Genomic DNA, 23,622 nt, shown 5'->3' with positions numbered 1-23,622 from the left:
GGTTTTGTCCGGCCATCGATCCGAGGGCGGAGGAGAGCTCGATCATGACGCCGGACGCCTTCATCGCCATCGCCAGCGGACTGGCCATGGTCAAGGCCAAGACCGTTCTGGGCGCCGTGCGTTTCGCCGTCAGCGGCAAGACGTTCGCCACGGTCGGATGGCCGGAAGCCGGCTGGGCCGTGGTCAAGCTGGCGCCCGCCGATCAGCGAGACCTGATCTCGGCCTCGGCCGGCGTCGCGCCTGAGCCGGGAGAACGGGGGCGCAAGGGGGTCACGCTGCTGCACCTGCGCGACGTCAGCGAGGCCGCAGCCAAGCGCGTGCTGATCGCCGCCTGGCAAAATGCCCTGGCGCCGCAGCACCCGGTCGCCAAGACCGGCTGACCGGGCGATGTCGGAGCCCGATCTTGTCGCGATGGCCGCGCTCCTGGAGGCGAGCGGCCAGTATCGGGTCCTGCGCAAGCTCGGCGAACGCCCGGTTCTGCCAGTTCCCGAAGGCGAAAAGGTCCGGGTCGGATTGTTCGTGGACGTCGAGACGACTGGACTGGACACCCGCCGTGACGAGATCATCGAACTGGCGATGATCCCGTTCCGCTACGGTCTTGATGGGCGGGTCTATGAGGTGATGGACCCCTTCCACGGCTATCGCCAGCCCGCGCGGCCCATTCCCGCCGAGATCACCGCCCTGACCGGGATCGACGACGCCATGGTCGAGGGGCAGGACATCGATCCCGAAGCGGTGGCGGCGTTCGCCGCGCCCGCCGCGCTGGTCATCGCTCACAACGCTAGCTTCGATCGCCGTCTCCTGGAGCGCTTCAGCCCCGTCTTCCAGACCAAGCCATGGGCGTGTTCGATGAGCCAGATCGACTGGAAGAGCGAAGGGCACGAAGGCGTCAAGTTGGCCTACCTCGCCGCCGGCGCGGGTTTTTTCTACGATCGCCATCGCGCCACCAGCGACTGCGCCGCGGCCATCGAGCTGCTGGCGCGCGATCTTCCCAAGAGCGGCCAGCCCGCCTTGGCGCGGCTCCTGGAGCAGGCGCGCACGTCAAGCTGGCGGATCTGGGCGGAGAACTCGCCTTTCGCCATGAAGGACAAGCTCAAGGCGCGAGGCTATCGCTGGAGTGGCGACGACGCCGTGCCTTCCCGCTGTTGGTACGTCGATGTCGCTGAGGCCGACAAGGACGCCGAGCTGCTGTTTCTGCGTCAGGAGATCTACGGCGGCGACATAGACCCGCTCATCCGCAAGATCGACGCCTACGACCGGTTCTCCGACCGCTGCTGATCGCTTGCGCTCAGGGTTTGTGACTTCACCATTGGTCGCTATGGTTGTGGTCTTGGGAGGGCTGCGCCATGGGCTGGTATGACGATGAAGAGCAGGGTGCTCGGTTGCCGCAATGGGCGCTCACGCCGCTGATGTGGCTAGGCTGTCTGGCCGTCGCCATCGCGCCGTCCGCGATGATCGTAGGCTTGGTCCAGCTCGTTCTGCATGACCGACCCGCGCCTGTCGTGTTTGGCGCCTATCTCGTGTCGGCGGTCTTGATGGTCGCGGCGGTCAAGCCTTGGACGATCCGCTAAGACGGATACGGTCTCAGTGTCGAACAAGCAGGGGCGCTAGAGCGGCGGCCAAGCCAATGATCGTGGCGACCAATCCAGCCTGCGGGCGTCAAGATCTTCGCGTTGGGACGGCGGCGCGGCGGCATGGGTTTGAACCTTAAGCGTGAACAGCGACAGGCGCTACCGGCTCGCCGACCAAGGCGCTGTCCAACGCCAGGCCCAGCTGTTCGTCCTTCAGGGCGATGGCCTGGTCGAAGTTCGACAAGGTCACGCCGACCAGGCGAACGCCCAGGCGCGGCGGGTAGACCGAACGGATCAGATCCAAGCTCGTGCGGCGCAGGGTCTGGTGGTCGGCGATCGGCGAGGGCAGGGAGCGGCTGCGGGTCGTCTGCTGGAAATCGGCCCACTTGATCTTCACGGTGACGGTGCGGGCCCGCGCGCCGGTCTTCTCACACCAAGCCCATACGTCGTCGGCCATGGCCAGCACGCCTGCCTCGATCGGTTCGGGCGCGATCTGGTCCTGCTCAAAAGTGGTTTCCGAGCCCGAGGACTTGCGCACGCGGTCGGGATTGACCCGTCGGTGATCCTCGCCCCGGGCGATGGCGTAGTACCACGGTCCGGACTTGCCGAAATGGTGCTGCAGGAAGGTCAGGCTCTGGCGATGCAGGTCCTGGCCGGTGTGGATGTCTAGGCTCTTCATCTTGGCCTCGGTGACCGCGCCCACGCCGTGGAAGCGTCCGATCGGCAGGGACTGGACGAAGGCCTCGCCCTTGCCGGGCGGGACCACGAACTGGCCGTTGGGCTTTCTTTGATCCGATGCGAGCTTGGACAGGAACTTGTTGTAGGAGATCCCGGCCGAGGCCGTCAGGCCGGTGGTTTCAAGGATCCGAGCCCGGATCTCAAGCGCCGTGTCCGTGGCGGTCGCCAGGCCCCGACGATTGGCGGTGACGTCGAGATAGGCCTCATCCAGAGACAGCGGTTCGATCAGGTCGGTGTAGTCGGCGAAGATCGCATGGATCTGTCGTGACACGGCCTTGTAGACCTCAAAGCGTGGCGGCACGAAGATGAGCTGCGGACACTTGGCCAAGGCCGTGGTCGAAGGCATGGCCGAACGGACACCAAACTTGCGCGCCTCGTAGCTGGCGGCGGCGACCACGCCTCGGCGAGCCCCGTGGCCGACCGCGAGCGGACGTCCGCGAAGGCTAGGATCATCACGCTGTTCGACCGACGCATAGAAGGCGTCCATGTCGATATGGATGATCTTGCGCGCGTCCTGCATCCCGCGTTTCCCTACCACGACAAGAACGAAAAGGGAACTTCTAGGTTCGGGCTGAACGCCGTCGGGAGGGGAAAGCTGCCGGCTTGAGCGACACAGGCCACGGGCCTCGGCCCGAACTGCGGCCAAGGCGTACCTGACACGGGCCTAGCCGCCGTAAGCGATTTTCGGCCTCCGCCAGAGTCTCCGAGGGCCTCGCGCCGCATGCCGCGGTCCGAGCGCGGGGACCCGGCGCATGACGCCCACCAAGCTCCTCATAGGCCAGATCCTCGCGGTCTTCGTGATCATGATACTCGGCGTCTGGGCCGCCACCCAGTGGGCCGCGGCCATGCTGGGCTATCAGGACCGTTTGGGCGCGCCCTGGCTTGAGGTGCTGGGTCAGCCGCTCTACCGGCCCTGGCAGCTTTTCGACTGGTGGTATCACTACGAGGCCTACGCGCCGTTGGTCTTCGACAAGGCCGGGATGCTGGCCGGGGCCAGCGGCTTTCTCGGTTGCGCCTGCGCCATCGCCGGATCGCTGTGGCGCGCCCGCCAGACCGGGCAGGTCACGACCTACGGATCCTCGCGCTGGGCGACCCGGACCGAGGCGGCCACCGCTGGGCTGTTCAAGGATGACGGCGTCTTTCTCGGGCGACTGGGCGACGAGTATCTCCGCCACGCCGGTCCCGAGCACGTCATGGCGTTCGCGCCGACTCGCTCGGGCAAGGGCGTGGGCCTGGTGGTGCCAAGCCTGTTGTCCTGGACCGGCAGCGCCGTCGTCCACGACATCAAGGGCGAGAACTGGACCCTGACCGCCGGTTGGCGCGCCCGGTTCTCCCACTGCCTGCTGTTCAATCCGACCGACGCCCGCTCGGCGCGTTACAATCCCCTGCTGGAAGTGCGCAAGGGACCCGACGAGGTCCGCGACGTTCAGAACATCGCCGATGTGCTCGTAGACCCCGAAGGGGCTTTGGAGCGTCGATCGCACTGGGAAAAAACCAGTCACAGCCTGCTGGTCGGCGCCATCCTCCACGTCCTCTACGCCGAGGAGGAAAAGACCCTCGCGCGGGTCGCCACCTTCCTCTCCGATCCCCAGCGCTCGTTCGCCCACACCTTGCGGCGGATGATGGCCACCAACCATCTGGGCACGCCCGAGGCGCCCAAGGTTCACCCCGTGGTCGCCAGCGCGGCCCGCGAGGTCCTCAACAAGTCGGAGAACGAACGCAGCGGCGTCCTGTCGACCGCCATGTCGTTCCTGGGGCTCTATCGCGACCCGACCGTGGCCCTGACCACCTCGGCCTGCGACTGGCGGATCGCCGACCTGGTCGACGCCCCGTCGCCCGTCACCCTCTATCTGGTCATCCCACCCTCCGACATCTCGCGCACCAAGCCCCTGGTGCGCCTGGTGCTCAACCAGATCGGCCGCCGCCTGACCGAGCGGCTGGAAGGCGATCCGGGCAAGAGCCGCAAGCATCAACTCCTGATGATGCTCGACGAGTTCCCGGCCCTGGGGCGGCTGGACTTCTTCGAGACGGCCCTGGCGTTCATGGCCGGCTACGGCATCCGCGCCTACCTAATCGCCCAATCCCTCAACCAGATCTCCAAGGCCTATGGCGAGAACAACGCCATCCTGGACAATTGCCACGTCCGGATCGCGTTTTCCTCCAACGACGAGCGCACCGCCAAGCGCATCTCCGACGCCCTGGGCACGGCCACCGAGCAGAGGGCCCAGCGCAACTACGCCGGCCATCGCCTCTCGCCCTGGCTCAGCCACGTCATGGTCAGCCGCCAGGAAACGGCCCGGCCGCTGCTGACGCCCGGCGAGGTGATGCAGCTGCCGCCCGACGACGCCCTGGTGCTGGTTTCGGGCCTGGCGCCGATCCGCGCCAAGAAGCTGCGCTACTACGAAGACCGCAACTTCACCGGCCGCGTCGCGCCGCCGCCGACCTTGACCAATGGGCCTTATCCCGACTGCCCGCCCACGCGCGGCGACGACTGGGGCGGCCAGGTGCGCGGTCCCCATGCGGGGCTGGCCACCGAGGCCGACGACGATCTGGAGGCGGGGGCGGAAGGCGGCCTGCAGCAGGAGCGCCATCCGGGCCTGTTCGACGAAGTCGTCGTCCGTCCCGCCGCCGATGAGACCGAGTTGGGTCTGGGGCTGGCGGATGATGAGGGCGACGTGGTCGCCGATCGCCAGGCGCTTGAGCGCGCCCGGGCCGGCCAGCCCATCGCCCGCGCCCACGCCATGAACGAGGGGGGCGATCGCGGCGACGACGATCTCCTCCCGGCCTTTTGAGGGGCGGCGCCATGAAGCCCCGTCATCACCTCTATCTTGACGACGCCCTGACCGAGCAGCTCGATCGGCTGGGCGGAAAGCCCGGGACCTCCAAGTCGGCGATCGTCGCGGACGCCCTGCGCGCCTATCTCGACCGCCGCGCCGCCAGCGAACTGGACGCCCTGTTCAAGCTGCGGCTGGACCGGATGAGCCGCCAGCTGGGCCGCATCGAACGCGATCAGAAGATCCTGCTGGAGAGCCTGGCGCTCTTCGTCCGCTACCAGCTGACCGTCACCGCGCCGCTGCCCGAGGCCGACAAGGCCGCCCAGGCCATCGGACGCGAACGCTTCCAGCGGTTCGTCGATCAAGTTGGCCGCCAGCTGGCCAGCGGCCGCCAGACCCTCGGCGCAGAAGATCTCGAAGGCGGGGAGGGGGCGCGATGAGCCTCATCCAACCCGAAACCTTCGAGCGCCGCCGCACCATGCTGCGTACGGCCATGGGGCCCGCCATTCAGGCGGCCTTGGCGGACCCGGCCGTCGTCGAGGTGATGGTCAATCCCGACGGGGTCCTGCGGCTGGATCGCTTGGGCGAGGGCCGAGTCGACACCGGCGTGGTGCTGGCCCCGACCGAGGTCGAGCGGATCATCCGCCTGGTCGCCAGCCATGTGCGGGCCGAGGTCCACGCCGGCGCCCCGATCATCAGCGGCGACCTTCCGCCGCGCGGCGGCGCCCTGACCGGCGAGCGGTTCGAAGGGGTGCTCCCGCCGGTGTCGGCTGGACCCTGCTTTTCCATCCGCAAGCCAGCCAGCCGCATCCACACCCTGGACGACTATGTCGCCGACGGCGTGCTGGCGCCGGTTCAGGCCGACCTGCTGCGCCAAGCGGTCACCGATCGCGACAACATCCTGATCGTCGGGGCGACCTCGGCGGGCAAGACCACCTTGGCCAACGCCCTCCTGGCCGAGGTCGCTAGGCACGACGAGCGGGTCGTCATCCTGCAGGACGTGCCCGAGCTGCAGTGCGCCGCGCCCGACTGCGTGGCCCTGCGCACCCGCCCGGGCGTGGTCAGCATGAGCGATCTGGTGCGCTCGACCCTGCGGCTGCGTCCCGACCGGATCGTCGTCGGCGAGGTGCGCGGCGGCGAGGCGCTCGACCTCCTCAAGGCCTGGAACACCGGTCATCCCGGCGGACTCTCCACCATCCACGCCAACTCCGCCCGCTCAGCCCTCTACCGGCTGGAGCAACTCGTCCAGGAGAGCGTGGTCGCCGTTCCGCGCCGGCTGATCGCCGAAGCGGTCGATCTCCTGGTCTTCATACGTGGCCGGGGAACCGGCCGACGTGTCGAGCGCCTCGCCCGGGTCACGGGCCTCGACTCCGGCGGCGACTACCTCGTCGTCGACCTCGACCCGCCTCAGCTCATAGCCCTAAGAGACGGAGATTGATGATGTTTCATCGCGCCGCTTGCTGCGCGCAGCGTGATCCGCGTCCGCTGCTTTTTACCACCACCCTGACCCTCCTCATCAGCGCCCAGGCCCAGGCCGCCGGCTCCGGCATGCCTTGGGAAGAGCCGCTCCAGCAGGTCCTGGAGTCCGTCCAAGGGCCCGTCGCCAAGATCGTTGCCGTGCTGGTGATCATCACCACCGGCCTCGGTCTGGCCTTCGGCGAGACCAGCGGCGGCTTTCGTAAGCTGATCCAGATCGTCTTCGGGCTCAGCATCGCGTTCGCCGCTTCGAGCTTCTTCCTGTCGTTCTTCAGCTTCGGCGGGGGAGCCCTGATCGCATGACCGGGCCGGCCACCTCTTCGGGCGCTGGGATCTCGGGTTTCGAGATCCCCCTGCATCGGGCGCTGACCGCTCCGATCCTGCTGGGCGGCGCGCCGCGGTCGATCGCCATCCTCAACGGCACCCTGGCGGGGGCCTTGGGCCTTGGTCTCCAGCAATGGATCCCGGGCCTGGTGGTGTGGGTGATCGGCCACAGCCTGACGGTGTTCGCCGCCAAACGGGATCCGGACTTCGCGCCGGTCCTGATGCGCCACCTGCGTCAGAAGGGGTGGCTGCGATGCTGAACCTTCGCGAATACCGTGACAGCGCCGATCGGCTTGCAGATCATCTGCCGTGGGCGGCGCTGGTCGCCCCCGGTGTCGTGCTCAACAAGGATGGCGGCTTCCAGCGCACCTTCCGGTTCCGGGGGCCCGACCTTGAAAGCGCCACCGAGGCCGAACTGGTCGGTGTCTGCGCGCGGGCCAACAACGCGCTCAAGCGTCTGGGCAGCGGCTGGGCGTTGTTCTTCGACGCTGATCGCACGCCGGCGCTGGGCTATCCCAATAGCCACTTTCCTGACGCCGCTTCCTGGCTGGTGGATGAGGAGCGGCGAGGCGGCTTCGACGGGCGCAGAGCCGAGCTCTTCGAGACCCGTTGCCACCTGACCTTCTTTTACCTTCCGCCGGCCGATCAGGTCAGCCGGGCCGAGCGCGCTTTGATTGAGCGCGAGGCCGGCCGGCAGGGCCGCGATTGGCGCCAGGAGCTGCGGGCCTTCATCGCCCAGACCGACAGGATCCTGGACCTGCTGTCGGGCTTCATGCCGTTGATCCGTCCGCTGGACGACGCAGAGACCCTGACCTTCCTGCATGCGGCGATCTCGGCCAAACGCCATCGCGTCGCCGTTCCCGAGACACCGATGTATCTGGACGGCCTGTTGGTCGACACGCCGTTTAGCGGCGGGATCGAGCCACGGTTGGGCGACCAGCACCTGCGAACGGTGACGGTGTTGGGTTTCCCCAACACCACGCGGCCCGGCCTGCTCGACGCCCTGAACCACCAGGGCTTCGCCTATCGCTGGACCACGCGGTTCATCGCCTTGGACAAGCCCGACGCGGCCAAGGCCTTGGGCCGTATCCGCCGCCAGTGGTTCAACAAGCGAAAGTCCGTCGTGCAGATCCTGCGCGAGGTGATCAGCAACGAGCCCGTGCCGCTGACCGACAGCGACGCCGACAACCAGCTGGCCGACGCTGATCTGGCCTTGCAGGAGCTGGGCGGCGACCTGGTCGCCTTTGGCTACCTCACCACGACCATCACGGTGATGGACGCCGATCGAGAGGCGGCCGAGGAGAAGGTGCGCCAGGTCGAGCGGATCCTGAGCGGCCTTGGCTTCACCGCCATGCGCGAGCAGGTCAACGCCGTGGAGGCCTGGCTCGGCTCGTTGCCAGGCCAGGTCTACGCCAATGTCCGCCAGCCCCTGGTGCACACGCTGAACCTGGCCCACCTGATGCCGCTGTCGTCGGTTTGGGCCGGGCAGGCGGGCAACGCCCATCTCAAGGGGCCGCCGACCTTCTACGCCGTGACCAGCGGCTCGACCCCATTTCGCTATTCGACGCATCTGGAGGATGTCGGCCACCAACTGCACGCCGGCCCGACAGGTGCGGGCAAGTCGGTGCTTCTGGCGCTGCTGGAATTCCAGTTTCGGCGCTACCCCGGCGCCCAGGTCTACGTGTTCGACAAGCGCTTCTCGTCGCGTGCGGCGGTGCTGGCCATGGGCGGACGTCACCATGGCCTCGCCGCGGACGCGGGCCTTGCCTTCCAGCCGCTCCGACAGATCGACGAACCGGGCGAACGGGCTTGGGCGATCGAGTGGCTGTGCGATCTGATCGCCAACGAGAACGTGCTCGTCACGCCCGCGATCAAGGAGACGCTGTGGTCGGCCTTGGGAAGCCTAGCCAGCGCCCCGCCCGCTGAGCGGACCCTGACCGGTCTGTCGATGCTGTTGCAATCGAACGACCTGAAGATGGCCCTGGCGCCGTACACGCTGGACGGACCTTTCGGCCGGTTGCTGGACGCGGCCGAGGACGGTTTGGACCTCAGCGATGTCCAGTGCTTCGAGACCGACACGCTGATCAAGACGCCGACGGTCGTGGCGCCGGTCCTGACCTACCTCTTCCATCGCCTGGAGGCGCGGTTCGACGGCCGTCCGACCCTGATGGTGCTCGACGAGGCGTGGAAATTCCTGGACACGCCCCTGTTCGCCGCGCGCATCCGCGAATGGCTCAAGGAGCTGCGCAAGCGCAACGTCGCGGTAATCTTCGCCACCCAGTCGCTGGCCGACATCGTCGACAGTCCGATCATGCCGGCGATCATCGATGGTTGCCCGCAGCGGATCTTCCTGGCCAACGACCGGGCGATCGAGCCGTTGTCGCGCAAGGTCTACGAGGGTCTGGGGCTCAATGAGCGTCAGATCGAACTGATCGCCCGCGCGACGCCCAAGCGCCACTACTACCTGCAATCACGCCTCGGCAATCGCTTGTTCGAGCTGGGTCTCGGGCCCGTGGCCCTGGCGCTGTGCGGCGCGTCCGACCCTTCGGTGCAGGCCCAGATCGACCAGGTCCTGGCTGAGCATGGCGAGGCGGGCTTCGCGGCCGGCTTCCTGGCCGCCAGGGGCCTGCCGTGGGCCAGCGCCCTGATCACTGACTTCGTCGCTCCAACCCCCTCAGAGGAGATCACGCCATGAACCGGCGTCCCTTCACCACGGCCGTCTGCGTCGTCGGCCTCGTCATCGCGCCGCTTGCAGGCCTGACGCCGACGGCTAGCGCCCAGCTGACCGTCTATGATCCGGCCAACTACGTGCAAAACGTGCTGACGGCCGCGCGGACGCTCCAGCAGGTCAACAACCAGATCCAGGCGCTGCAGAACCAGGCGACCATGTTGCAGAACATGGCCCGCCAGCTGAAGTCGCTCGACTACAACTCGCTCAGCTCGATCACCACGGCGCTCAAGCGGATCGATGGCCTGATGGACCAGGCCCAGGGGATGGCCTTCACCCTGACCTCGACGCAAGGCGTCATGGCCTCGGTCTTTCCATCGGTCTTGGCCGCCGACGCCACCACCGGGCAGCGTCTGCTCGACGCCCAGGCCCAGGCCAAACTGGCGCTCGACGGCTACCGCCAGGCGCTGAAGGTTCAGGCCCAGGTCGTGGAGAATGTCCAGGCCGACGGCGATCTGATCAGCACATTGGTTGGCCAGAGCCAGGGAGCGAGTGGCCAACTGCAGGCTCAGCAGGCCGCCAACCAGCTCCAGGCGCTCGCGGTCAAACAGGACCAGCAACTCCAGACCTTGATCGCGGCCCAGTACCGCGCCGACGCCCTGGAGCGAGCCCGTCAGGCCCAGGTCCTGCAGTCGGGTCAACTGGCCACCCGTCAGTTCATCGGCTCGGCCTCGGCCTACACGCCGCATTAGCGGCCGTTTCCAGCTCCAACTGAAAGGCCGCCGCCGTGGACGTCGCGCCCGACCTCAACATCATCGACCGCATGATGGCGGCCTATTCGGCCCTGATCGACGGCGGCTTTGGTCTTCTTGGACCCAAGACGCGCCATCTTTCGTCGATCCTCATCGCGCTGGATATCACGCTCGCGGCCCTGTGGTGGACGTTGGAGGGCGACGACAACGTCCTGGGGCGGCTGATCAAGAAGGTCCTCTACGTCGGAGCCTTCGCCTTCATCCTCAACAACTTCAAATCCCTGACCGGGATCGTCTTCACCTCGTTCGCGGATCTCGGTGTGACCGCGACCGGTGGCGGCATCTCGACCGACGACCTCATGCGTCCCGGGAAACTGGCGGCCGTCGGTTTCACCGCGGCTCATCCGCTGCTCGACAAGGCCGGTCAGATGACGGGCTTTCCCGAGTTCTTCGCCAACGTCCTGCCAATCGTGATCCTGCTGCTGACCTGGGTATTGGTCGTCCTGGCCTTCTTCATCGCTTCGATCCAGATGCTGGTCACGGTGCTGGAGTTCAAGCTCACCTGCCTGTGCGGTTTCACGCTCGTTCCGTTCGCTTTCTGGAATAAGTCGAGCTTCCTGGCCGAGCGGGTGCTGGGCAACGTCATCTCCAGCGGCGTCAAAGTGATGGTCATGGCGGTGATCGCTGGGCTCGGGATGAGCTTCTTCGACACCTTCCTGTCCAGCCTTGGTTCGGATCCGGACCTGTCGGCGGCCATGACCCTGCTGCTGAGCGCCCTGACCCTTGCCGGTCTGGCGATTTTCATTCCGGGCATCGCCGCGGGTCTGGTCTCCGGCGCGCCGCAGCTGGGTGCGGGCGCGGCCGTCGGCACCGCGGCCGGCGCGGCCATGTTGGGCGGCGGCGCGGCCATGCTCGGCGCCCGGGCGCTCGGCATGGCGGGCGCGGGCGGCTTGGCGGCCGTGCGCGCCGGTGCCTCGATGGGCTCGGGCGCCAGCGCCGCCTACCAACTGCGCCAGGCGACTTCCGGCGCCACCGGCATGGCGGGCGTCGCCTCTGGCCTCGGCGGCGTGGCTCGCGCCGTTGGAGGCGCGGCGGTCAATAGCGTGCGCGACATGGCCGGACGCGCCGGTGAGACGCTGAAGCGCGACGCCCAGAGCGGCCGCGCCGCCGCTTGGTGGGCCACGGGCGGCACGAGCCCGGTCTCCGGCGCCCCTGACCAAGCCTCGCCCGCGGGTGCGGGCGCCAGTGGCTCGGCGCAAGGCGGCGAGACCCCACCGAAATGGGCCCAGGACCTCAAAGCCAATCGGTCGGCTGGCATGGGGCAGCACGCTGCCGTCCAGACTCTGAAGGAGGGCGATCGAGCAGGCGCCCCCGCCAACCCTGATCTTAGCCAGGAGGATTGAGCCATGCGCTTTTCGCGCACGCCGCAACGTTATGGGCTAACGCCGCCGCCGCAGACACCGTACCAGGCGGCCGGCCAGCTTTGGGATGAGCGTATCGGCTCGGCCCGCGTCCAGGCCTACAACTGGCGCCTGGCCTTCTTCGGCATGTTCGCCCTCAGCTGTGGACTGGCGGGTGGAAACCTCCTGCAGGCCACGCAGAGCAAGATCACTCCCTATGTCGTCGAGGTCGACCGACTGGGTGAGGTCAGGGCCGTCGGCCCAGCCGAGCAGGACTACCAGCCCAGCGATGCGGAGATCGCCCGCGACCTTCGCCAGTTCATCGTCAATGTCCGGTCCTTGTCCTCGGACGGGGTGGTCGTGCGCGAGCGTTGGAACCAGGCCTATGACTACGCCACCAAGACCGGCCAAGTGTTTCTGGACACCTACGCCCGAGGCGTGCAGCCGCTTCAGGACTTTGGCCAGAAGACCGTCTTGGTTCAGCCGACCAGCGTCGTCCGGGCCACGAAGACATCGTTTCAGGTCCGATGGACTGAGCAGACATTCGAGCGCGGCACCTTGTCCAAAACCGAGCGCTGGACCGCGATCCTAACGCTGAAGCGTCAGAAGCCCAAAACCCGGGCCCAGCTCGAGCGCAACCCGCTCGGACTCTATGTCGATGGCGTCGACTGGGCCCAGGAGGCCGACAGCGCCTCCGCCGCTGCGACGACTCCGTCCGCCTCGCCGAGCCTGACGCCGACAACGTCCTCGCCCACGCCGGCGCCGCTTCCTTCATTCTCAGGAGAGCCTCAGCCATGATCGCCAAGACCTTGTTATCGACGGCGTGCGCCTTTGCGCTCACCGCCTGCGCCCACCCCAAGGCCCCGCCGCCCGCCATCGCCTATGACGCGGCGGCGTTTGCTCCGGCCAAGGTCGCGCCCGAACCGGCCAGGGCGGTGGAGATTGTCGAGATCCCCAAACCGTTGCCCTTGCCGGGCCAGTTGCTGCCCCCTCCCACGGTGCGCTCCGACGCGGCTTCGCCGCGCGGCCGGATCGACGCGGCCAATCGCGCCGCGACCCAGGAGCCGACGACGGCGGGCTATATCAACGCGGTGCAGGTCTATCCCTGGGCCGACGGAGCGCTCTACCGGCTCTATACCGCGCCTGAACGGGTAAGCGATGTGGCCCTGCAGCCAGGCGAGCAACTCGTCGCTGTCTCGGCGGGTGACACCGTCCGTTGGGTCATCGGCGACACCACCAGCGGGGCAGGGGAAACGCGGCAGGTCCACCTGCTCGTGAAGCCTTTCGCCTCGGGTCTGGCCACGAACATGGTGATTACGACCGATCGCCGAACCTATCACCTCGCACTGAGCAGCACCGACGCCACCGCGATGGCCGCGGTGTCCTGGAGCTACCCGCAGGACCGGCTTCTGGCGCTAAAGCGGCAGAACGCTGCCGCTGAAGCCGCCGCGCCGGCTGCTGACAATGTCGCGGTCGAGCAGCTTCGGTTCCGCTACGCCATCACCGGCGACGCCCCGCCCTGGCGGCCGGTCCGGGTCTTCGACGACGGCCAGAAGGTCTATATCGAGTTCCCCGCCAGGCTCGACCAGGGCGAAGCGCCGCCGCTTTTCGTCGTCGGCCCTTTGGGCGAGAGCCAGCTCGTCAACTATCGGGTTCGCGGCAACCGCTACATCGTCGATCGGCTGTTCGCCGCCGCCGAGCTGCGGTTGGGCCAGGCTCCCCAGCAGGTCGTTCGCATCAGCCGCACCGATGCGCCCATCCCGGGAGCCAAGTCATGAGTGCGCCGGACGACGAGGATGTGACCGCGGCGCCAGAGAGCCGAAAGGCGCCGCCGGAGACCCTGACCCTGCGGGCCAAGCCCCGATCGGTGGTGAAGTTCCGCCGGGGCTTGGTAATCGGAACGGCCGCGGTGAGCGCCCTGGCCCTCGCAGGCTTTGGCTGGATGGCGCTGAGCGACAAGGCTGTTCACCTCAGTCGATCCGCCGAGGATCCAGCCGTTGAGGATCGGGGCTCGTCGCGCGACGCCGTCGCCGCCTTGCCGAAGGATTATACGGCGCCGAAGCTCGGCCCGCCCTTGCCGGGCGATCTGGGGCGCGCCGTGGTCGACCAGCAGCGCCGTGATCGCTTCGAGGTCGCGGCGCCGGTCAGTTCGGCTTCGACACCCGCCGACCAAGCGGCCGAAGCAGAACGTCAGCGTCTTGCGGCCCAGGCCCATCAGGCGCGGGAGGCTGGCGTTATGGTGCAAGCCGCCGCGAGGGGGGCAGGAGAGACGGCGAGCGCTCCGGTCGGCGCCGACGTCACGACGCCCATCACAGCGGCCTCATCCCCCGGCGGAGCGCAGCAGGCCAAGCAAGCCTTCATTGAGAAGGCCGGCCCAGCTCAGGTCTACAACGCCCACCAGTTGGAAGGTCCTCGCTCGCCCTATCAGCTCATGGCCGGCAGCATCATCGCCGCGAGCTTGGTCACCGGCCTTGACTCCGACCTTCCGGGCCAAGTCATCGCCCAGGTCACCGAGCCGGTCTACGACACGGCCACGGGCGCGTATCTGTTGATCCCACAGGGTGCGCGGTTGATCGGCGTCTACGATAGCGTCGTGGCGTTCGGCCAGACCCGGGCTCTGCTGATCTGGCAGCGCCTGATCCTGCCGGATGGGTACTCGATCCAACTGGACAACCTGCCGGCCACCGACGCGGCCGGATATGCGGGCCTAGCCGACAAGGTCGATTTTCACACCTGGCAGCTGCTCAAGGGGGTGGGGCTATCGACCCTCCTGGGCGTGGGTACGGAAATCAGCTTTGGCGACGACGAAACCGACCTGGTCCGCGCCATCCGCCAGTCGACCCAGCAGAGCGCCTCTCAGGCGGGCCAGCAGGTCGTGTCCAAACAACTCGACGTTCAGCCAACCCTCCGAGTTCGGCCAGGGTGGCCTCTGCGCGTCATCGTCCACAAGGACCTAATCCTGCGCCCCTGGCGCGCTTGAGGGAGGCGAGGCCATGAAGCTCGCGAAACTTCCAGATCGTAATCCGGTGCGACTGACCATCAGTGTGTTGCCGGACCTGAATGGGCGGCTCGCCGCCTATGCGGAAGCCTACAAGGCCACATATGGCGAGGCCGCCAGTGTGACCGATCTCATCCCGGCTATGCTTGAGCTCTTTCTCGACAGTGATCGCACTGTCGCGACCAGCCGCAAGTCCGAAGCCAAGGCGAGGGCCTGAAGATGGCGGTCATCGGCGAGTTCAGACCTAGCAGGACAGGCGGTTGGGAAGGTGACATCCGAACGCTTTACGCCAACGCCAAGGTGCGTCTGGAGCCCAACGACAATCGCAGCCATCCCAATGCGCCGGCTTTTCGGGTCATGACCGGATCAGCGCATTTGGGTGACGCCTGGGAGCATCGGTCCAGAGGCGACGCGCCTAGAACCTACTACCGCGTGAGCCTGGATGACCCGTGTCTCGCCGCCCCGATTTGGGCGACGCTTTTCCTCGACGCCGAGGGGCTGAGCGCCCAACTGGTTTGGACGCGGCCGCCCAAACCCAAGGTGCAAAGTCCGTCAGATCCAGAGACGGATGTCGCCCCGTCCAAGGTCCATGAGGAAATTCAAACCTGAAATCAGTTGCTAGCGCGACCTTCTTCACGTGATCGCGGCTCAAGGCGAGGCCTTGGACCGCTTCCAAATCCCTGACCCCAGAGGTGGATCATGCCGGATACAGAATTTGCCCGTTACGTCGACACGCGCGAAGCTGCGCACCTGATTGGCCTGTCACCCCGCACGCTTGAGAAATATCGAACCTTCGGTGCCGGTCCGGCCTATCGCAAGATCGGCGGGCGAGTGGTGTATCGACAAGCTGATCTGGTCGCCTGGGCCGAGCAAGGCGCGCGACACACGACGCATGATCCCGACGGAAACGCTGGGGCCCGTCACAGCTAGGGGGCCGAAGCGCCGGCCTCTGGAGTCGCGTCGACACCGGTCGCCTATGAGAGTCCAAGAAATCGCGCCTATGTCACGCTCGGCCAGATGCGATACGCTCCGGGGATGGTTGACCGCGATCCACATCTTGACGCCTGGGCCATCGAGCAGGTGCAACAGACCCAGGCGCGCTCCGAGCACAAGACTTGGGGGCTGGGGCTACCGGACGACGAGCCTTGGCCTGGCGCAGGCGCCGTCTCAATCGAGGCGGAAGATAACCGGCAGGGAAAGCGCGCTTTGTTTTTGACGGCGCGGCCCGTTCGCCTGGGCCAAGTCGAGCTCATTGCCGAACTGACCACCCAGGCGGCGGGCAAGGATCGCAAGCATCGCAAACTCGTAAACCTGACCGCCTCGCCCGACGCGCTACGCGATTTCGCGCGCATGCTTCTTGAGGCGGCGGACGAGGGGGATCGAAACCGGCCTCGCCCAAAGTCCGTACGCTAGTCGTCCAGGTCCTCGTCGCGCTTCAGGCGCGCCGCCGCCTTGTGCACTGACGAGGCCTTGATGTGGGTGTAGCGCCGCAGCATCTTCCAGTCCTTGTGGCCGGTAATCAGAGCGACCTGTTCGATCTCGAGGCCGGCTTCGAAGAACCGGCTGGTGCCCTCGTGGCGCATGTCATGGAAGACGAGATCCTCGATCTCCAACTTGCTGGTGGTGCGCGTGAACGCGGCGCTGACCGACTTGCCATTGTACGGGAAAATCCGGTCGTCAAAGTTGCTGCGGAAAGCGCGTTGTTCCTCGATCAGAGCGATCGGATCATATCCGCTGAGACCGATCAGCGGGATATTCTGGTTGTTGCCGTATTTGTCTCGCGGATCCTTGCGGTCCCGGATGAGCACCGTCTTGGCCCGCGCGTCGTAGTCGCTCCAGGTGATCCGGCAGATCTCGTCCTGGCGCATGGCGGTAGCGATGGCGAACTTGATGATCCGGCTCATCGGGTTTTGCTGCCAGGGGTTTTCGTCGAAGCTTTCGAAGAGCCGCGTCAGTTCGTCTTCGGTGGGGCGGCGGTCGCGCTCCTGGCTTTTGCCGACAAGGCCCAGATGCTTGAGCGCCTGGCGACCCATTTCGATCGGCTCGAGCTTGGTCTCGATCTCGTGGACGGCGGATGCATGAACAAGCACGAGCTTGATGGCGCCGATGTACATACTGACGGTAACGGGGCCAGCGCCGCCACGCGCACGCTCGCGGCCGAAGTCGATGATGAACTTGCGATCGAACTCGCCGAACTTCCGCTGCCCAATCGCGCGGCGGAGAAGGAGAAGGGTTTCCAGCTTTGTGCGCCCGATCGGCTTTCCAACCTCTCTGAGATCAGCCAGGTGCAGGTCGATGAGGTGCGCGAAAGTCGTCTTGTTGGCGATGTGCGTCTTTTTCGGCGCCGCGCCTTTGTCGATGGCGCTCTCCTGAGCCGTGGCCCATCGCCTCGCGTCATCGCGAAATTTGAACGTCTCGCTTATATACCGACCCTTCCGACGGATTATGGCTCGCCAGGATCCCGAGGGCAGATTCACAAAGGTGGCCATTTTCGTGTACGCCAAGTGAACAGTGAGGCGTCGTATCGTAGAGAAAAACTGCGTAGGCTAGCGTATCCCTGGCGGTTTTCAGAACGATCTAACTTGTTGAATATGCGATAAAAATTATGCAATTTCAAGCACATAGATTTTCTATTGCGCCCATGATGGACTGGACGGATCGGCACTGCCGGTCGCTGCATCGGGTCCTGTCGAGCCGGGCTCTGCTCTATACCGAGATGGTGACCAGCGGGGCCGTCGTGCACGGCGATCGCGAGAAGCTGCTGGGCTATGATCCCGAGCAGCATCCGGTGGCGGTGCAGCTGGGTGGGTCGGATCCCGCCGAGCTGGCGCAGGCGGCGCGGATCGCCGAGGACTACGGCTATGACGAGGTCAATCTTAACGTCGGCTGCCCGTCCGACCGCGTGCAGAGCGGCCGGTTCGGGGCGTGCCTGATGCGCGAGCCTGACCTCGTGGCCGAGTGCATGGCCGCCATCAAGGACGCGGTGAAGGTTCCGGCGACGGTCAAGTGCCGGATCGGCGTCGACGACCAGGACCCGGAAGAGGCGCTGTTCACCCTGGTTGATCGCAGCGCGACGGTGGGGATCGAGAGCTTTATCGTCCACGCCCGCAAGGCCTGGCTGAAGGGTCTGTCGCCTAAGGAGAACAGGGACATCCCGCCGCTGGACTACGACCTGGTCTATCGGCTCAAGCGCGAGCGTCCGAACCTGACCATCGCCATCAATGGCGGCGTGCCCACCCTCGACGCGGCGCTGGAGCATCTGGCCAACGGCGTCGACGGGGTGATGCTGGGCCGCGCGGCCTATCACGAGGCCGGCCTGCTGGGCGAGGTCGACCGGCGGGTGTTCGGCATGGATGTCGCCGATGTCGACAGTTTCGAAGCGGTCGAACGCTACAAGCCGTATCTTGCGCGTGAGCTGGCGGCCGGAACACATCTGGCGGCGATGAGCCGGCACATGCTGGGCCTGTTCCACGGCCTGCCGGGCGCGCGGGCGTGGCGGCGCATCCTGACGGTCGAGGGCGTCAAGGCTGGCGCGGGTCTGGATGTGGTGGATAGGGCGCTGGACGCCGTGCGCGCGGCCTTGGCGGCGCGCGAGGAGCGGGCGGAACTCCCCGCCTAGCTACGGGTGCAGGATCAGCGAGGTCGGCGTCGCTTCGAAGCGCGACAGCCGGCCCAGATAGCTCATGCCCAGCAGCGAGTTCTCAAGGCCCTTCTCGATGACAAGGGCGTCGACGTCGCGGACCTTGGCGCCGGCGATGGCGACCGTGGCCAGCTTGACCGAGGCGGCGCGGGTGCGGCCGTCGGCGGTGATGACGTTGTAGTCGTAGTTCAGCTTGCTGGTGTCGATGCCCAGACGCTGGGCGTCGGCCATGCTGAGCGAGACGGCGGTGGCGCCGGTGTCGACCAGGAAACGAACGGCCTTGCCGTCGACATTGCCTTGAGCCCAGAAGTGGCCGTCGCGGTCCTTGGTCAGTTGGGCCGCTCCGCCTTCGGCGCCGCCGAGCGTGGCCGCCGCGGCCGAGGGCGCGCGCAGCTCCGGATGGCGCAGATCGTCGAGGGAGACGACGGCCTTGGCCGCGCCCACCGCTGACAGGGCCCCCACGAGTGCGATCGCCGCGAACCTCAACATAAAGACACCCTGCCGTATCGGCTTTGAGACCGCTTCTGCGGCCGATGCCTAATCATTAGCGGGCAGGCGTTTTCAAGGCGTGAATCGGCAAAGCGATTTTCGCGCCATGGTTACTAATAAGGTAACAAGTATATTCCTTTGCTGAGCATTGTTCATATTACATCGATTTAATATTCTTCATTACGTCTGTGTAATGCTTTTCATGTCCTGGAATTAACTTCGGAAAGCTTTCGCTCGGCGTTATCTCTGTAGGCCACAGAACAAATGGCAATAGAGGGATTATCGCCATGAAAGCCGTCCTTATCGCGCTCGTCGCCGCGGGCTCCATCGCGGGCGTTGCTCACGCCGGCGCCACCGACAAGCAGTTCGTCGAAGCCTCGCGCTGCAGCGCTCTGGCCGCCTCGGAAAACCTGGGCAAGCTGGACACCTCGGCCGTCGACGCTTTCCTGCGTACGGAGTCGGCCGACCGCAAGGCTTCGGTCCGCATCGACGCCGTCACCAAGATGAACAACACCCGCAAGAAGGCCGACTCGGCCGACGGCAACGCCAAGCTGAAGCTGATCGCCGAACGTGATCAGGTCTGCGCGCCGTTCCTCGGCGCCACCCAGGCTTCGCGCTGAGGTCTGCTGCTAGGAGCGGGCCGCGGTCGCCGCCATCAGGGCGATCATTGGATCCGGACGATCGGGGAGGGCGGCCATGATGGCCGCCCTTTCCTCGTCTGAGAGCCGCGCCCAGCCGGCGATTTCCGGCAGGGTCCGGCGGCATCCTAGGCAATAGCCGCTGGTCCCGTCGACCGCGCAGACCTTGACGCAGGGCGTGACGATCGGGCGGGGCGGCCGGGCTGGCGTACCTATCGGGGCGTCGGTGCTCATTCTTTTCAGCATCTCCGCTCTGGCGGCGGCGCGCAAGCGTGCCCCTCGGGGGTTGCTTTGGCCGTGGACGGGTTTAAGTCCGCGACCATGACCGCTTCTCCCTTCGCCGACATCCGCCAGCTCGCCGTCTCGCCGCCCGCGCCGGGCCCGTCTCCGACGCTGGAGCAGGGCGGGCGCCTGGCCGAGATCTCCGGCTGGCTGACCGCCTGGAGTGGCAAGAGCCCGCCGGCCGTCAATCGCCCGGTCGTGGCGCTCTATGCCGGCGCGCGCCAGGGTGTCGGAGCGCGCGGCTACGCCCGCGACCGCCTGGAGGCCATCGCCTCGGGCGGGGCCACCGTCTCGCGCCTGGCGGGCGTGCAGGGCGCGGGCCTGGAAGCCTTCGATCTGGCCATCGACCGCCCGTCGCCGGATTTCATCGGCCAGGCCTCGATGAGCGAGAAGGAGGCCGCCGCCACCATGGCCTTCGGCATGGAGGCCCTGGCCAAGCAGCCCGACCTGTTGATCCCCGGCGTCATCGTCGCCGGGGCCGCCCGCACGGCCGCCGCCGTCTGTCTGGCGCTGTTCGGCGGCGAGGCCTCGGACTGGTCCGACGATCCGGAACCGGTCGCCGCCGCCGTCTCGCGCGCCAAGGACGAGGGCATGGGCGAGGATCCGCTGGAGATCCTGCGACAGTTGGGCGGCCGCGAGACCGCCGCCGTGGTCGGCGCGATCCTGGCCGCCCGCGTGCAGAAGGTGCCAGTGCTGCTGGATGGCTATGCCGCCTGCGCCGCCGCCGCCATTGTCCGCGCGGTAGAGCCTGGCGCGATCGATCACTGTCTGGCCGCCCATGTCAGCCCGGCCAAGGGCCACGCCCGGCTGCTCGAAGTCCTCGACAAGCGTCCGCTTCTGGCGCTCGATACGCTGGACGAGGAAGGGGTCGGCGGTGCCTCGGCCCTGGCCCTCGTCAAGCTGGCCTGCGAGGTCCGCTAGCCGCAATTCCGGCGACTTAGGTGAACGAGGATAACATTCGCTTCCGTTGACGCTAACGTCATCTTTCCAAACGTTCGTTCGACATCTATCGTGGCGCCTGAAACGCAATAACGGCCTCCCGCAGAGGGGCCGATTGAACGGGAGCCCGCCATGAATCTGGACTTCTCGCCCGAGGACCTCGCCTTCCGCGACGAGGTGCGCGCCTTTATCGCCGAGAACTACCCGGCGGGCCTGCGCGACAAGCAGGAAGAAGGCGAGGAGATGGCCAAGGAGGACTTCCTCTCCTGGCATCGCACCCTCGCCAAGAAGGGCTGGGTCGCCCCGGCCTGGCCGGAGAAGTACGGCGGTCCGGGCTGGACCTCGGTGCAGCGCTACATCTGGTCGGAAGAGACCGCCCGCGCCGACTGCGTGCCGATCCTGCCGTTCGGCATCAACATGGTCGGCCCGGTGATCTACACGTTCGGCACGCCCGAACAGAAGGAACGCTTCCTGCCGCCGACCCTGTCGGGCGACATCTGGTGGTCGCAGGGCTACAGCGAGCCGGGCGCCGGGTCCGACCTGGCTAGCCTGAAGACCAAGGCCGAGCGCTTCACCGGCGACGACGGCAAGGAATACTACCTGGTCAACGGCCAGAAGACCTGGACCACCCTGGCCCAGCACGGCGACTGGATCTTCTGCCTGGTCCGCACCGACCCGACCGCCAAGATCCAGGAAGGCATCTCGTTCCTGCTGATCGACATGAAGTCGCCGGGCGTCACGGTCCGTCCGATCATCACCCTGGGCGGTGAGCACGAGGTCAACGAAGTCTGGCTCGAGAACGTCAAGGTGCCGGTCGAGAACCGCATCTTCGACGAGAACAAGGGCTGGACCTGCGCCAAGTTCCTGCTGGCCCACGAGCGTAGCGGCATCGCCGGCGTCGCCCGTTCCAAGCGCGGCATCGAGCGCATCCGCCAGATCGCCGCGGTCGAGCTGTCGGACGACGGCGACGCGCTGATCAAGGATCCGATGTTCAAGCGCAAGGTCGCCGAGCTGGAGATCGACCTGACGGCCCTGGAATATACCGAGCTGCGCACCCTGGCGGGTGAGGCGGCCGGCAAGGGCCCGGGGCCGGAGTCGAGCGTCCTGAAGATCAAGGGCACCGAGATCCAGCAACGGATCACCGAGCTGGTGCTGGAAGCGGCCGGCCACTACGGCGCGCCTTACTTCCGCGGCTTCCCGAAGGACGGCGACAACGCCCATCCGATCGGCCCCGACTTCGCCCACCGCGCCGCGCCGACCTATTTCAACGTCCGCAAGACGTCGATCTACGGCGGCTCCAACGAGATCCAGCGCAACATCATCGCCAAGATGGTGCTGGGGCTCTAGCGCAAGGCTGTCATCCCGGAGGGCCGCGGCGCGGCTCATCCGGGACCACCCAATTCAGTGACTTTGACGGTCCCGGCTCTCCGATAAGCTGCGGCCGGGATGACAATCAAAAAGAACGGAAACCCAGGGATGGATTTCAACTTCACCGAAGAGCAGTCGATGGTCCGCGACACGGTCGCGAGCTTCCTGCAGGACAAGTACGACTTCGAGACCCGCCGCAAGATCGTCGCCTCCGAGAGCGGCTGGCGCGCCGACTACTGGAAGGCCTTCGCCGAGGAGCTGGGCATCCTGGGGGCCTCGTTCAGCGAAGAGCTGGGCGGCCTGGGCGGCGGCGCGATCGACAACATGATCATCATGGAAGAGTTCGGTAAGGCGCTGGTCATCGAGCCCTATCTCGGCTCGGTGGTGATCGGCGGCGGCTTCATGAAGCACTCGGGCTACGCGGGCGCCGCCTCGGTGATCGAGGGCATCGTCGGCGGGACCACCACCATCGCCTTCGCCTATGCCGAGCCGCAGGGCCGCTACACCTGGCAGGACCTGAAGACGACGGCCAAGAAGGACGGCTCAGGCTGGGTCCTGAACGGTCACAAGGCCGTGGTGGTCGGCGCGCCGTTCGCCTCGCACCTGATCGTCACGGCTCGCACCGGCGGCGCCCAGCGCGACGCCGGCGGCGTCGGGGTGTTCCTGATCGACAAGAGCCTGCCGGGGGTCGTGACGCGCGACTATCCGACGGTCGACGGCAACCGCGCCTCGGAAGTCTATTTCGAGAACGTCTCGGTCCCGGCCGACGCCCTGATCTCCGAGGACGGCCTGGGTCTGGTCAACCAGGTGATCGACGAGGCCACCGCCGCCGTCGGCGCCGAGGCCGTGGGCGTGCTGCGCAAGCTGCACGAGGGCACGCTGGACTACGCCAAGCAACGCAAGCAGTTCGGCACGTCGATCGCCAACTTCCAGGTGCTGCAGCACCGGATGGTCGACATGTTCATCGAGGTCGAGCAATCGGTGTCGATGATCTACATGGCCACCATCAAGGTCGACGAGAGCGCCGAGGAGCGAGCCAAGGCCGTGTCGGCCATGAAGGTCCGCATCGGCCGCGCCTGCAAGTTCGTGGGCCAGAACGCTATCCAGATCCACGGCGGCATGGGCATGACCGACGAACTGGCCATCGGCCACTATTTCAAGCGCGCCAGCCTGATCGAGGGCCTGTTCGGCTCGGTCGATCACCACTTGAAGCGCTACGAATTCCTGTCGTTCGACGCCGCAGCGTAAGCCCCGGGCGGCGACGCCCACGGACGATCGACTAAACTCACGAAAATCGCCTGCGTCACGCCGACGCGGGCGATTTTTTTATGCGCCGATCTGTTCCCCGCGTCGCATTCCGGAGAATCGACCAGCAGCGCTAACCCTTGTCCGCAAAGGCTTTGTGCGCAAGGAAATGGTCAATAACCATCTGTATCGGGATTAAATTTGGGATATCAAAAAATGCTTTGTCCGCACGCTGATATGATCCTTATACGGATAAAAATCGCTTGCGAACGCTGCTGTAGGGGCCATCTTTGTCGTCGACGCGCTGACGACTAGGAGGG

General features: G+C 66.5%; 27 protein-coding genes. 23 read left to right on the top strand and 4 right to left on the bottom strand.

All coding sequences use genetic code 11. From position 1 onward, the window contains the following. Positions 1-44 precede the first annotated feature (44 nt). The 3 genes from CSW62_RS14855 to CSW62_RS14845 all read left to right on the top strand — a co-directional run bounded on the left by CSW62_RS14855 (position 45) and on the right by CSW62_RS14845 (position 1,571). A complete protein-coding gene (locus CSW62_RS14855; RefSeq protein ID WP_099579053.1) occupies positions 45-380 on the top strand; it encodes an MmcQ/YjbR family DNA-binding protein in 336 nt (111 codons plus the stop codon). A 7-nt stretch (positions 381-387) separates the two neighbouring features. Further along, positions 388-1,278, top strand: a complete 891-nt coding sequence (locus tag CSW62_RS14850; RefSeq protein WP_099579051.1) for a 3'-5' exonuclease — start codon at positions 388-390, stop codon at positions 1,276-1,278. Between the two features lie 68 nt (positions 1,279-1,346). Next, positions 1,347-1,571 (top strand): hypothetical protein, encoded by a 225-nt coding sequence (locus tag CSW62_RS14845; RefSeq protein ID WP_099579049.1) that lies wholly within the window; start codon positions 1,347-1,349, stop codon positions 1,569-1,571. Positions 1,572-1,707: 136 nt separating this feature from the next. On the opposite strand, the gene dinB is transcribed toward CSW62_RS14845, so the two are convergent. Continuing rightward, complete coding sequence (dinB, locus tag CSW62_RS14840) at positions 1,708-2,829, bottom strand: DNA polymerase IV (protein WP_099579047.1); 1,122 nt, start codon at positions 2,827-2,829, stop codon at positions 1,708-1,710. Positions 2,830-3,061: 232 nt separating this feature from the next. On the opposite strand from dinB, the gene CSW62_RS14835 reads away from it, so the two are divergent. The 15 genes from CSW62_RS14835 to CSW62_RS14765 all read left to right on the top strand — a co-directional run bounded on the left by CSW62_RS14835 (position 3,062) and on the right by CSW62_RS14765 (position 16,114). Then, on the top strand, positions 3,062-5,101 hold the full coding sequence (locus CSW62_RS14835; RefSeq protein ID WP_099579045.1) for a conjugal transfer protein TraG: 2,040 nt from the start codon (positions 3,062-3,064) through the stop codon (positions 5,099-5,101). Positions 5,102-5,112: 11 nt separating this feature from the next. Then, on the top strand, positions 5,113-5,523 hold the full coding sequence (locus CSW62_RS14830; RefSeq protein ID WP_099579043.1) for a CopG family transcriptional regulator: 411 nt from the start codon (positions 5,113-5,115) through the stop codon (positions 5,521-5,523). Next, positions 5,520-6,521 carry a P-type conjugative transfer ATPase TrbB gene (trbB, locus tag CSW62_RS14825; protein ID WP_099579042.1) on the top strand — a complete coding sequence of 334 codons (1,002 nt, stop codon included), beginning with the start codon at positions 5,520-5,522 and terminating at the stop codon, positions 6,519-6,521. Before CSW62_RS14830 ends, trbB begins: the two co-directional genes overlap by 4 nt. Then, a complete protein-coding gene (locus tag CSW62_RS14820; protein ID WP_099579040.1) occupies positions 6,521-6,862 on the top strand; it encodes a TrbC/VirB2 family protein in 342 nt (113 codons plus the stop codon). The genes trbB and CSW62_RS14820 overlap by 1 nt, the downstream gene beginning before the upstream one ends. Beyond that, the gene (locus CSW62_RS14815) at positions 6,859-7,143 is read left to right on the top strand and encodes a VirB3 family type IV secretion system protein (RefSeq protein WP_099579038.1); all 285 of its coding nucleotides are present in this window, start codon (positions 6,859-6,861) and stop codon (positions 7,141-7,143) included. The genes CSW62_RS14820 and CSW62_RS14815 overlap by 4 nt, the downstream gene beginning before the upstream one ends. Continuing rightward, the gene (gene trbE, locus CSW62_RS14810; protein ID WP_099579036.1) at positions 7,137-9,578 is read left to right on the top strand and encodes a conjugal transfer protein TrbE; all 2,442 of its coding nucleotides are present in this window, start codon (positions 7,137-7,139) and stop codon (positions 9,576-9,578) included. Before CSW62_RS14815 ends, trbE begins: the two co-directional genes overlap by 7 nt. Beyond that, complete coding sequence (trbJ, locus tag CSW62_RS14805) at positions 9,575-10,303, top strand: P-type conjugative transfer protein TrbJ (protein ID WP_099579034.1); 729 nt, start codon at positions 9,575-9,577, stop codon at positions 10,301-10,303. Before trbE ends, trbJ begins: the two co-directional genes overlap by 4 nt. A gap of 35 nt (positions 10,304-10,338) precedes the next feature. Further along, entirely contained in the window at positions 10,339-11,706 is a 1,368-nt protein-coding gene (gene trbL, locus CSW62_RS14800; RefSeq protein WP_099579032.1) for a P-type conjugative transfer protein TrbL, read from the top strand. Positions 11,707-11,709: 3 nt separating this feature from the next. After that, complete coding sequence (trbF, locus tag CSW62_RS14795; RefSeq protein WP_099579030.1) at positions 11,710-12,501, top strand: conjugal transfer protein TrbF; 792 nt, start codon at positions 11,710-11,712, stop codon at positions 12,499-12,501. Next, positions 12,498-13,481: a P-type conjugative transfer protein TrbG gene (gene trbG / locus CSW62_RS14790; RefSeq protein WP_099579028.1), complete on the top strand. Its 984-nt coding sequence runs from the start codon at positions 12,498-12,500 to the stop codon at positions 13,479-13,481. Before trbF ends, trbG begins: the two co-directional genes overlap by 4 nt. Next, positions 13,478-14,683, top strand: coding sequence for a TrbI/VirB10 family protein (locus CSW62_RS14785; RefSeq protein ID WP_099579026.1), 1,206 nt, complete (start codon positions 13,478-13,480; stop codon positions 14,681-14,683). The genes trbG and CSW62_RS14785 overlap by 4 nt, the downstream gene beginning before the upstream one ends. A gap of 13 nt (positions 14,684-14,696) precedes the next feature. Beyond that, complete coding sequence (locus tag CSW62_RS14780) at positions 14,697-14,918, top strand: DUF2274 domain-containing protein (protein ID WP_099579024.1); 222 nt, start codon at positions 14,697-14,699, stop codon at positions 14,916-14,918. Positions 14,919-14,920: 2 nt separating this feature from the next. Continuing rightward, a complete protein-coding gene (locus CSW62_RS14775) occupies positions 14,921-15,310 on the top strand; it encodes a DUF736 family protein (RefSeq protein ID WP_233206693.1) in 390 nt (129 codons plus the stop codon). Between the two features lie 90 nt (positions 15,311-15,400). After that, on the top strand, positions 15,401-15,631 hold the full coding sequence (locus CSW62_RS14770; RefSeq protein WP_099579022.1) for an AlpA family transcriptional regulator: 231 nt from the start codon (positions 15,401-15,403) through the stop codon (positions 15,629-15,631). Positions 15,632-15,736: 105 nt separating this feature from the next. Further along, complete coding sequence (locus CSW62_RS14765; protein ID WP_143324405.1) at positions 15,737-16,114, top strand: hypothetical protein; 378 nt, start codon at positions 15,737-15,739, stop codon at positions 16,112-16,114. Here CSW62_RS14765 and CSW62_RS14760 read toward each other — a convergent pair. Beyond that, complete coding sequence (locus CSW62_RS14760; protein ID WP_099579018.1) at positions 16,111-17,190, bottom strand: site-specific integrase; 1,080 nt, start codon at positions 17,188-17,190, stop codon at positions 16,111-16,113. The two genes, CSW62_RS14765 and CSW62_RS14760, sit on opposite strands and share 4 nt — an antisense overlap. Before the next feature lie 116 nt (positions 17,191-17,306). On the opposite strand from CSW62_RS14760, the gene dusA reads away from it, so the two are divergent. Next, positions 17,307-18,320 carry a tRNA dihydrouridine(20/20a) synthase DusA gene (gene dusA / locus CSW62_RS14755; RefSeq protein ID WP_099579016.1) on the top strand — a complete coding sequence of 338 codons (1,014 nt, stop codon included), beginning with the start codon at positions 17,307-17,309 and terminating at the stop codon, positions 18,318-18,320. Here dusA and CSW62_RS14750 read toward each other — a convergent pair whose 3' ends face one another. Beyond that, positions 18,321-18,830, bottom strand: coding sequence for a TIGR02281 family clan AA aspartic protease (locus CSW62_RS14750; protein ID WP_099579014.1), 510 nt, complete (start codon positions 18,828-18,830; stop codon positions 18,321-18,323). A 287-nt stretch (positions 18,831-19,117) separates the two neighbouring features. Between CSW62_RS14750 and CSW62_RS14745 the strand changes: the two genes are divergently transcribed. Further along, entirely contained in the window at positions 19,118-19,450 is a 333-nt protein-coding gene (locus CSW62_RS14745; protein ID WP_099579012.1) for a hypothetical protein, read from the top strand. 9 nt (positions 19,451-19,459) lie between these two features. On the opposite strand, the gene CSW62_RS14740 is transcribed toward CSW62_RS14745, so the two are convergent. Further along, positions 19,460-19,702 carry a DUF1289 domain-containing protein gene (locus CSW62_RS14740; RefSeq protein WP_369827477.1) on the bottom strand — a complete coding sequence of 81 codons (243 nt, stop codon included), beginning with the start codon at positions 19,700-19,702 and terminating at the stop codon, positions 19,460-19,462. An 87-nt stretch (positions 19,703-19,789) separates the two neighbouring features. On the opposite strand from CSW62_RS14740, the gene CSW62_RS14735 reads away from it, so the two are divergent. From CSW62_RS14735 to CSW62_RS14725, 3 genes are all read left to right on the top strand, one after another. Next, positions 19,790-20,671, top strand: a complete 882-nt coding sequence (locus CSW62_RS14735; protein ID WP_099579010.1) for a nicotinate-nucleotide--dimethylbenzimidazole phosphoribosyltransferase — start codon at positions 19,790-19,792, stop codon at positions 20,669-20,671. Positions 20,672-20,821: 150 nt separating this feature from the next. Then, positions 20,822-22,036, top strand: coding sequence for an acyl-CoA dehydrogenase family protein (locus CSW62_RS14730; protein ID WP_099579008.1), 1,215 nt, complete (start codon positions 20,822-20,824; stop codon positions 22,034-22,036). 129 nt (positions 22,037-22,165) lie between these two features. Next, the gene (locus CSW62_RS14725; RefSeq protein WP_099579006.1) at positions 22,166-23,305 is read left to right on the top strand and encodes an acyl-CoA dehydrogenase family protein; all 1,140 of its coding nucleotides are present in this window, start codon (positions 22,166-22,168) and stop codon (positions 23,303-23,305) included. Positions 23,306-23,622: the final 317 nt, after the last annotated feature.

This window comes from Caulobacter sp. FWC2, assembly GCF_002742625.1.
Lineage (GTDB): Bacteria > Pseudomonadota > Alphaproteobacteria > Caulobacterales > Caulobacteraceae > Caulobacter.
Note: the sequence above shows the minus strand (reverse complement) of the source record. Positions and strands in the feature narration are given on the sequence as shown.

Bases quoted from the DNA above. Each gene is read 5' to 3' on its own strand.
- CSW62_RS14855 (WP_099579053.1), top strand. From the start codon at position 45: ATGACGCCGGACGCCTTCATCGCCATCGCCAGCGGACTGGCCATGGTC.
- CSW62_RS14850 (WP_099579051.1), top strand. From the start codon at position 388: ATGTCGGAGCCCGATCTTGTCGCGATGGCCGCGCTCCTGGAGGCGAGC.
- CSW62_RS14845 (WP_099579049.1), top strand. From the start codon at position 1,347: ATGGGCTGGTATGACGATGAAGAGCAGGGTGCTCGGTTGCCGCAATGG.
- dinB (WP_099579047.1), bottom strand. From the start codon at position 2,829: ATGCAGGACGCGCGCAAGATCATCCATATCGACATGGACGCCTTCTAT.
- CSW62_RS14835 (WP_099579045.1), top strand. From the start codon at position 3,062: ATGACGCCCACCAAGCTCCTCATAGGCCAGATCCTCGCGGTCTTCGTG.
- CSW62_RS14830 (WP_099579043.1), top strand. From the start codon at position 5,113: ATGAAGCCCCGTCATCACCTCTATCTTGACGACGCCCTGACCGAGCAG.
- trbB (WP_099579042.1), top strand. From the start codon at position 5,520: ATGAGCCTCATCCAACCCGAAACCTTCGAGCGCCGCCGCACCATGCTG.
- CSW62_RS14820 (WP_099579040.1), top strand. From the start codon at position 6,521: ATGATGTTTCATCGCGCCGCTTGCTGCGCGCAGCGTGATCCGCGTCCG.
- CSW62_RS14815 (WP_099579038.1), top strand. From the start codon at position 6,859: ATGACCGGGCCGGCCACCTCTTCGGGCGCTGGGATCTCGGGTTTCGAG.
- trbE (WP_099579036.1), top strand. From the start codon at position 7,137: ATGCTGAACCTTCGCGAATACCGTGACAGCGCCGATCGGCTTGCAGAT.
- trbJ (WP_099579034.1), top strand. From the start codon at position 9,575: ATGAACCGGCGTCCCTTCACCACGGCCGTCTGCGTCGTCGGCCTCGTC.
- trbF (WP_099579030.1), top strand. From the start codon at position 11,710: ATGCGCTTTTCGCGCACGCCGCAACGTTATGGGCTAACGCCGCCGCCG.
- trbG (WP_099579028.1), top strand. From the start codon at position 12,498: ATGATCGCCAAGACCTTGTTATCGACGGCGTGCGCCTTTGCGCTCACC.
- CSW62_RS14785 (WP_099579026.1), top strand. From the start codon at position 13,478: ATGAGTGCGCCGGACGACGAGGATGTGACCGCGGCGCCAGAGAGCCGA.
- CSW62_RS14780 (WP_099579024.1), top strand. From the start codon at position 14,697: ATGAAGCTCGCGAAACTTCCAGATCGTAATCCGGTGCGACTGACCATC.
- CSW62_RS14775 (WP_233206693.1), top strand. From the start codon at position 14,921: ATGGCGGTCATCGGCGAGTTCAGACCTAGCAGGACAGGCGGTTGGGAA.
- CSW62_RS14770 (WP_099579022.1), top strand. From the start codon at position 15,401: ATGCCGGATACAGAATTTGCCCGTTACGTCGACACGCGCGAAGCTGCG.
- CSW62_RS14765 (WP_143324405.1), top strand. From the start codon at position 15,737: ATGGTTGACCGCGATCCACATCTTGACGCCTGGGCCATCGAGCAGGTG.
- CSW62_RS14760 (WP_099579018.1), bottom strand. From the start codon at position 17,190: ATGGCCACCTTTGTGAATCTGCCCTCGGGATCCTGGCGAGCCATAATC.
- dusA (WP_099579016.1), top strand. From the start codon at position 17,307: ATGCAATTTCAAGCACATAGATTTTCTATTGCGCCCATGATGGACTGG.
- CSW62_RS14750 (WP_099579014.1), bottom strand. From the start codon at position 18,830: ATGTTGAGGTTCGCGGCGATCGCACTCGTGGGGGCCCTGTCAGCGGTG.
- CSW62_RS14745 (WP_099579012.1), top strand. From the start codon at position 19,118: ATGAAAGCCGTCCTTATCGCGCTCGTCGCCGCGGGCTCCATCGCGGGC.
- CSW62_RS14740 (WP_369827477.1), bottom strand. From the start codon at position 19,702: ATGAGCACCGACGCCCCGATAGGTACGCCAGCCCGGCCGCCCCGCCCG.
- CSW62_RS14735 (WP_099579010.1), top strand. From the start codon at position 19,790: ATGACCGCTTCTCCCTTCGCCGACATCCGCCAGCTCGCCGTCTCGCCG.
- CSW62_RS14730 (WP_099579008.1), top strand. From the start codon at position 20,822: ATGAATCTGGACTTCTCGCCCGAGGACCTCGCCTTCCGCGACGAGGTG.
- CSW62_RS14725 (WP_099579006.1), top strand. From the start codon at position 22,166: ATGGATTTCAACTTCACCGAAGAGCAGTCGATGGTCCGCGACACGGTC.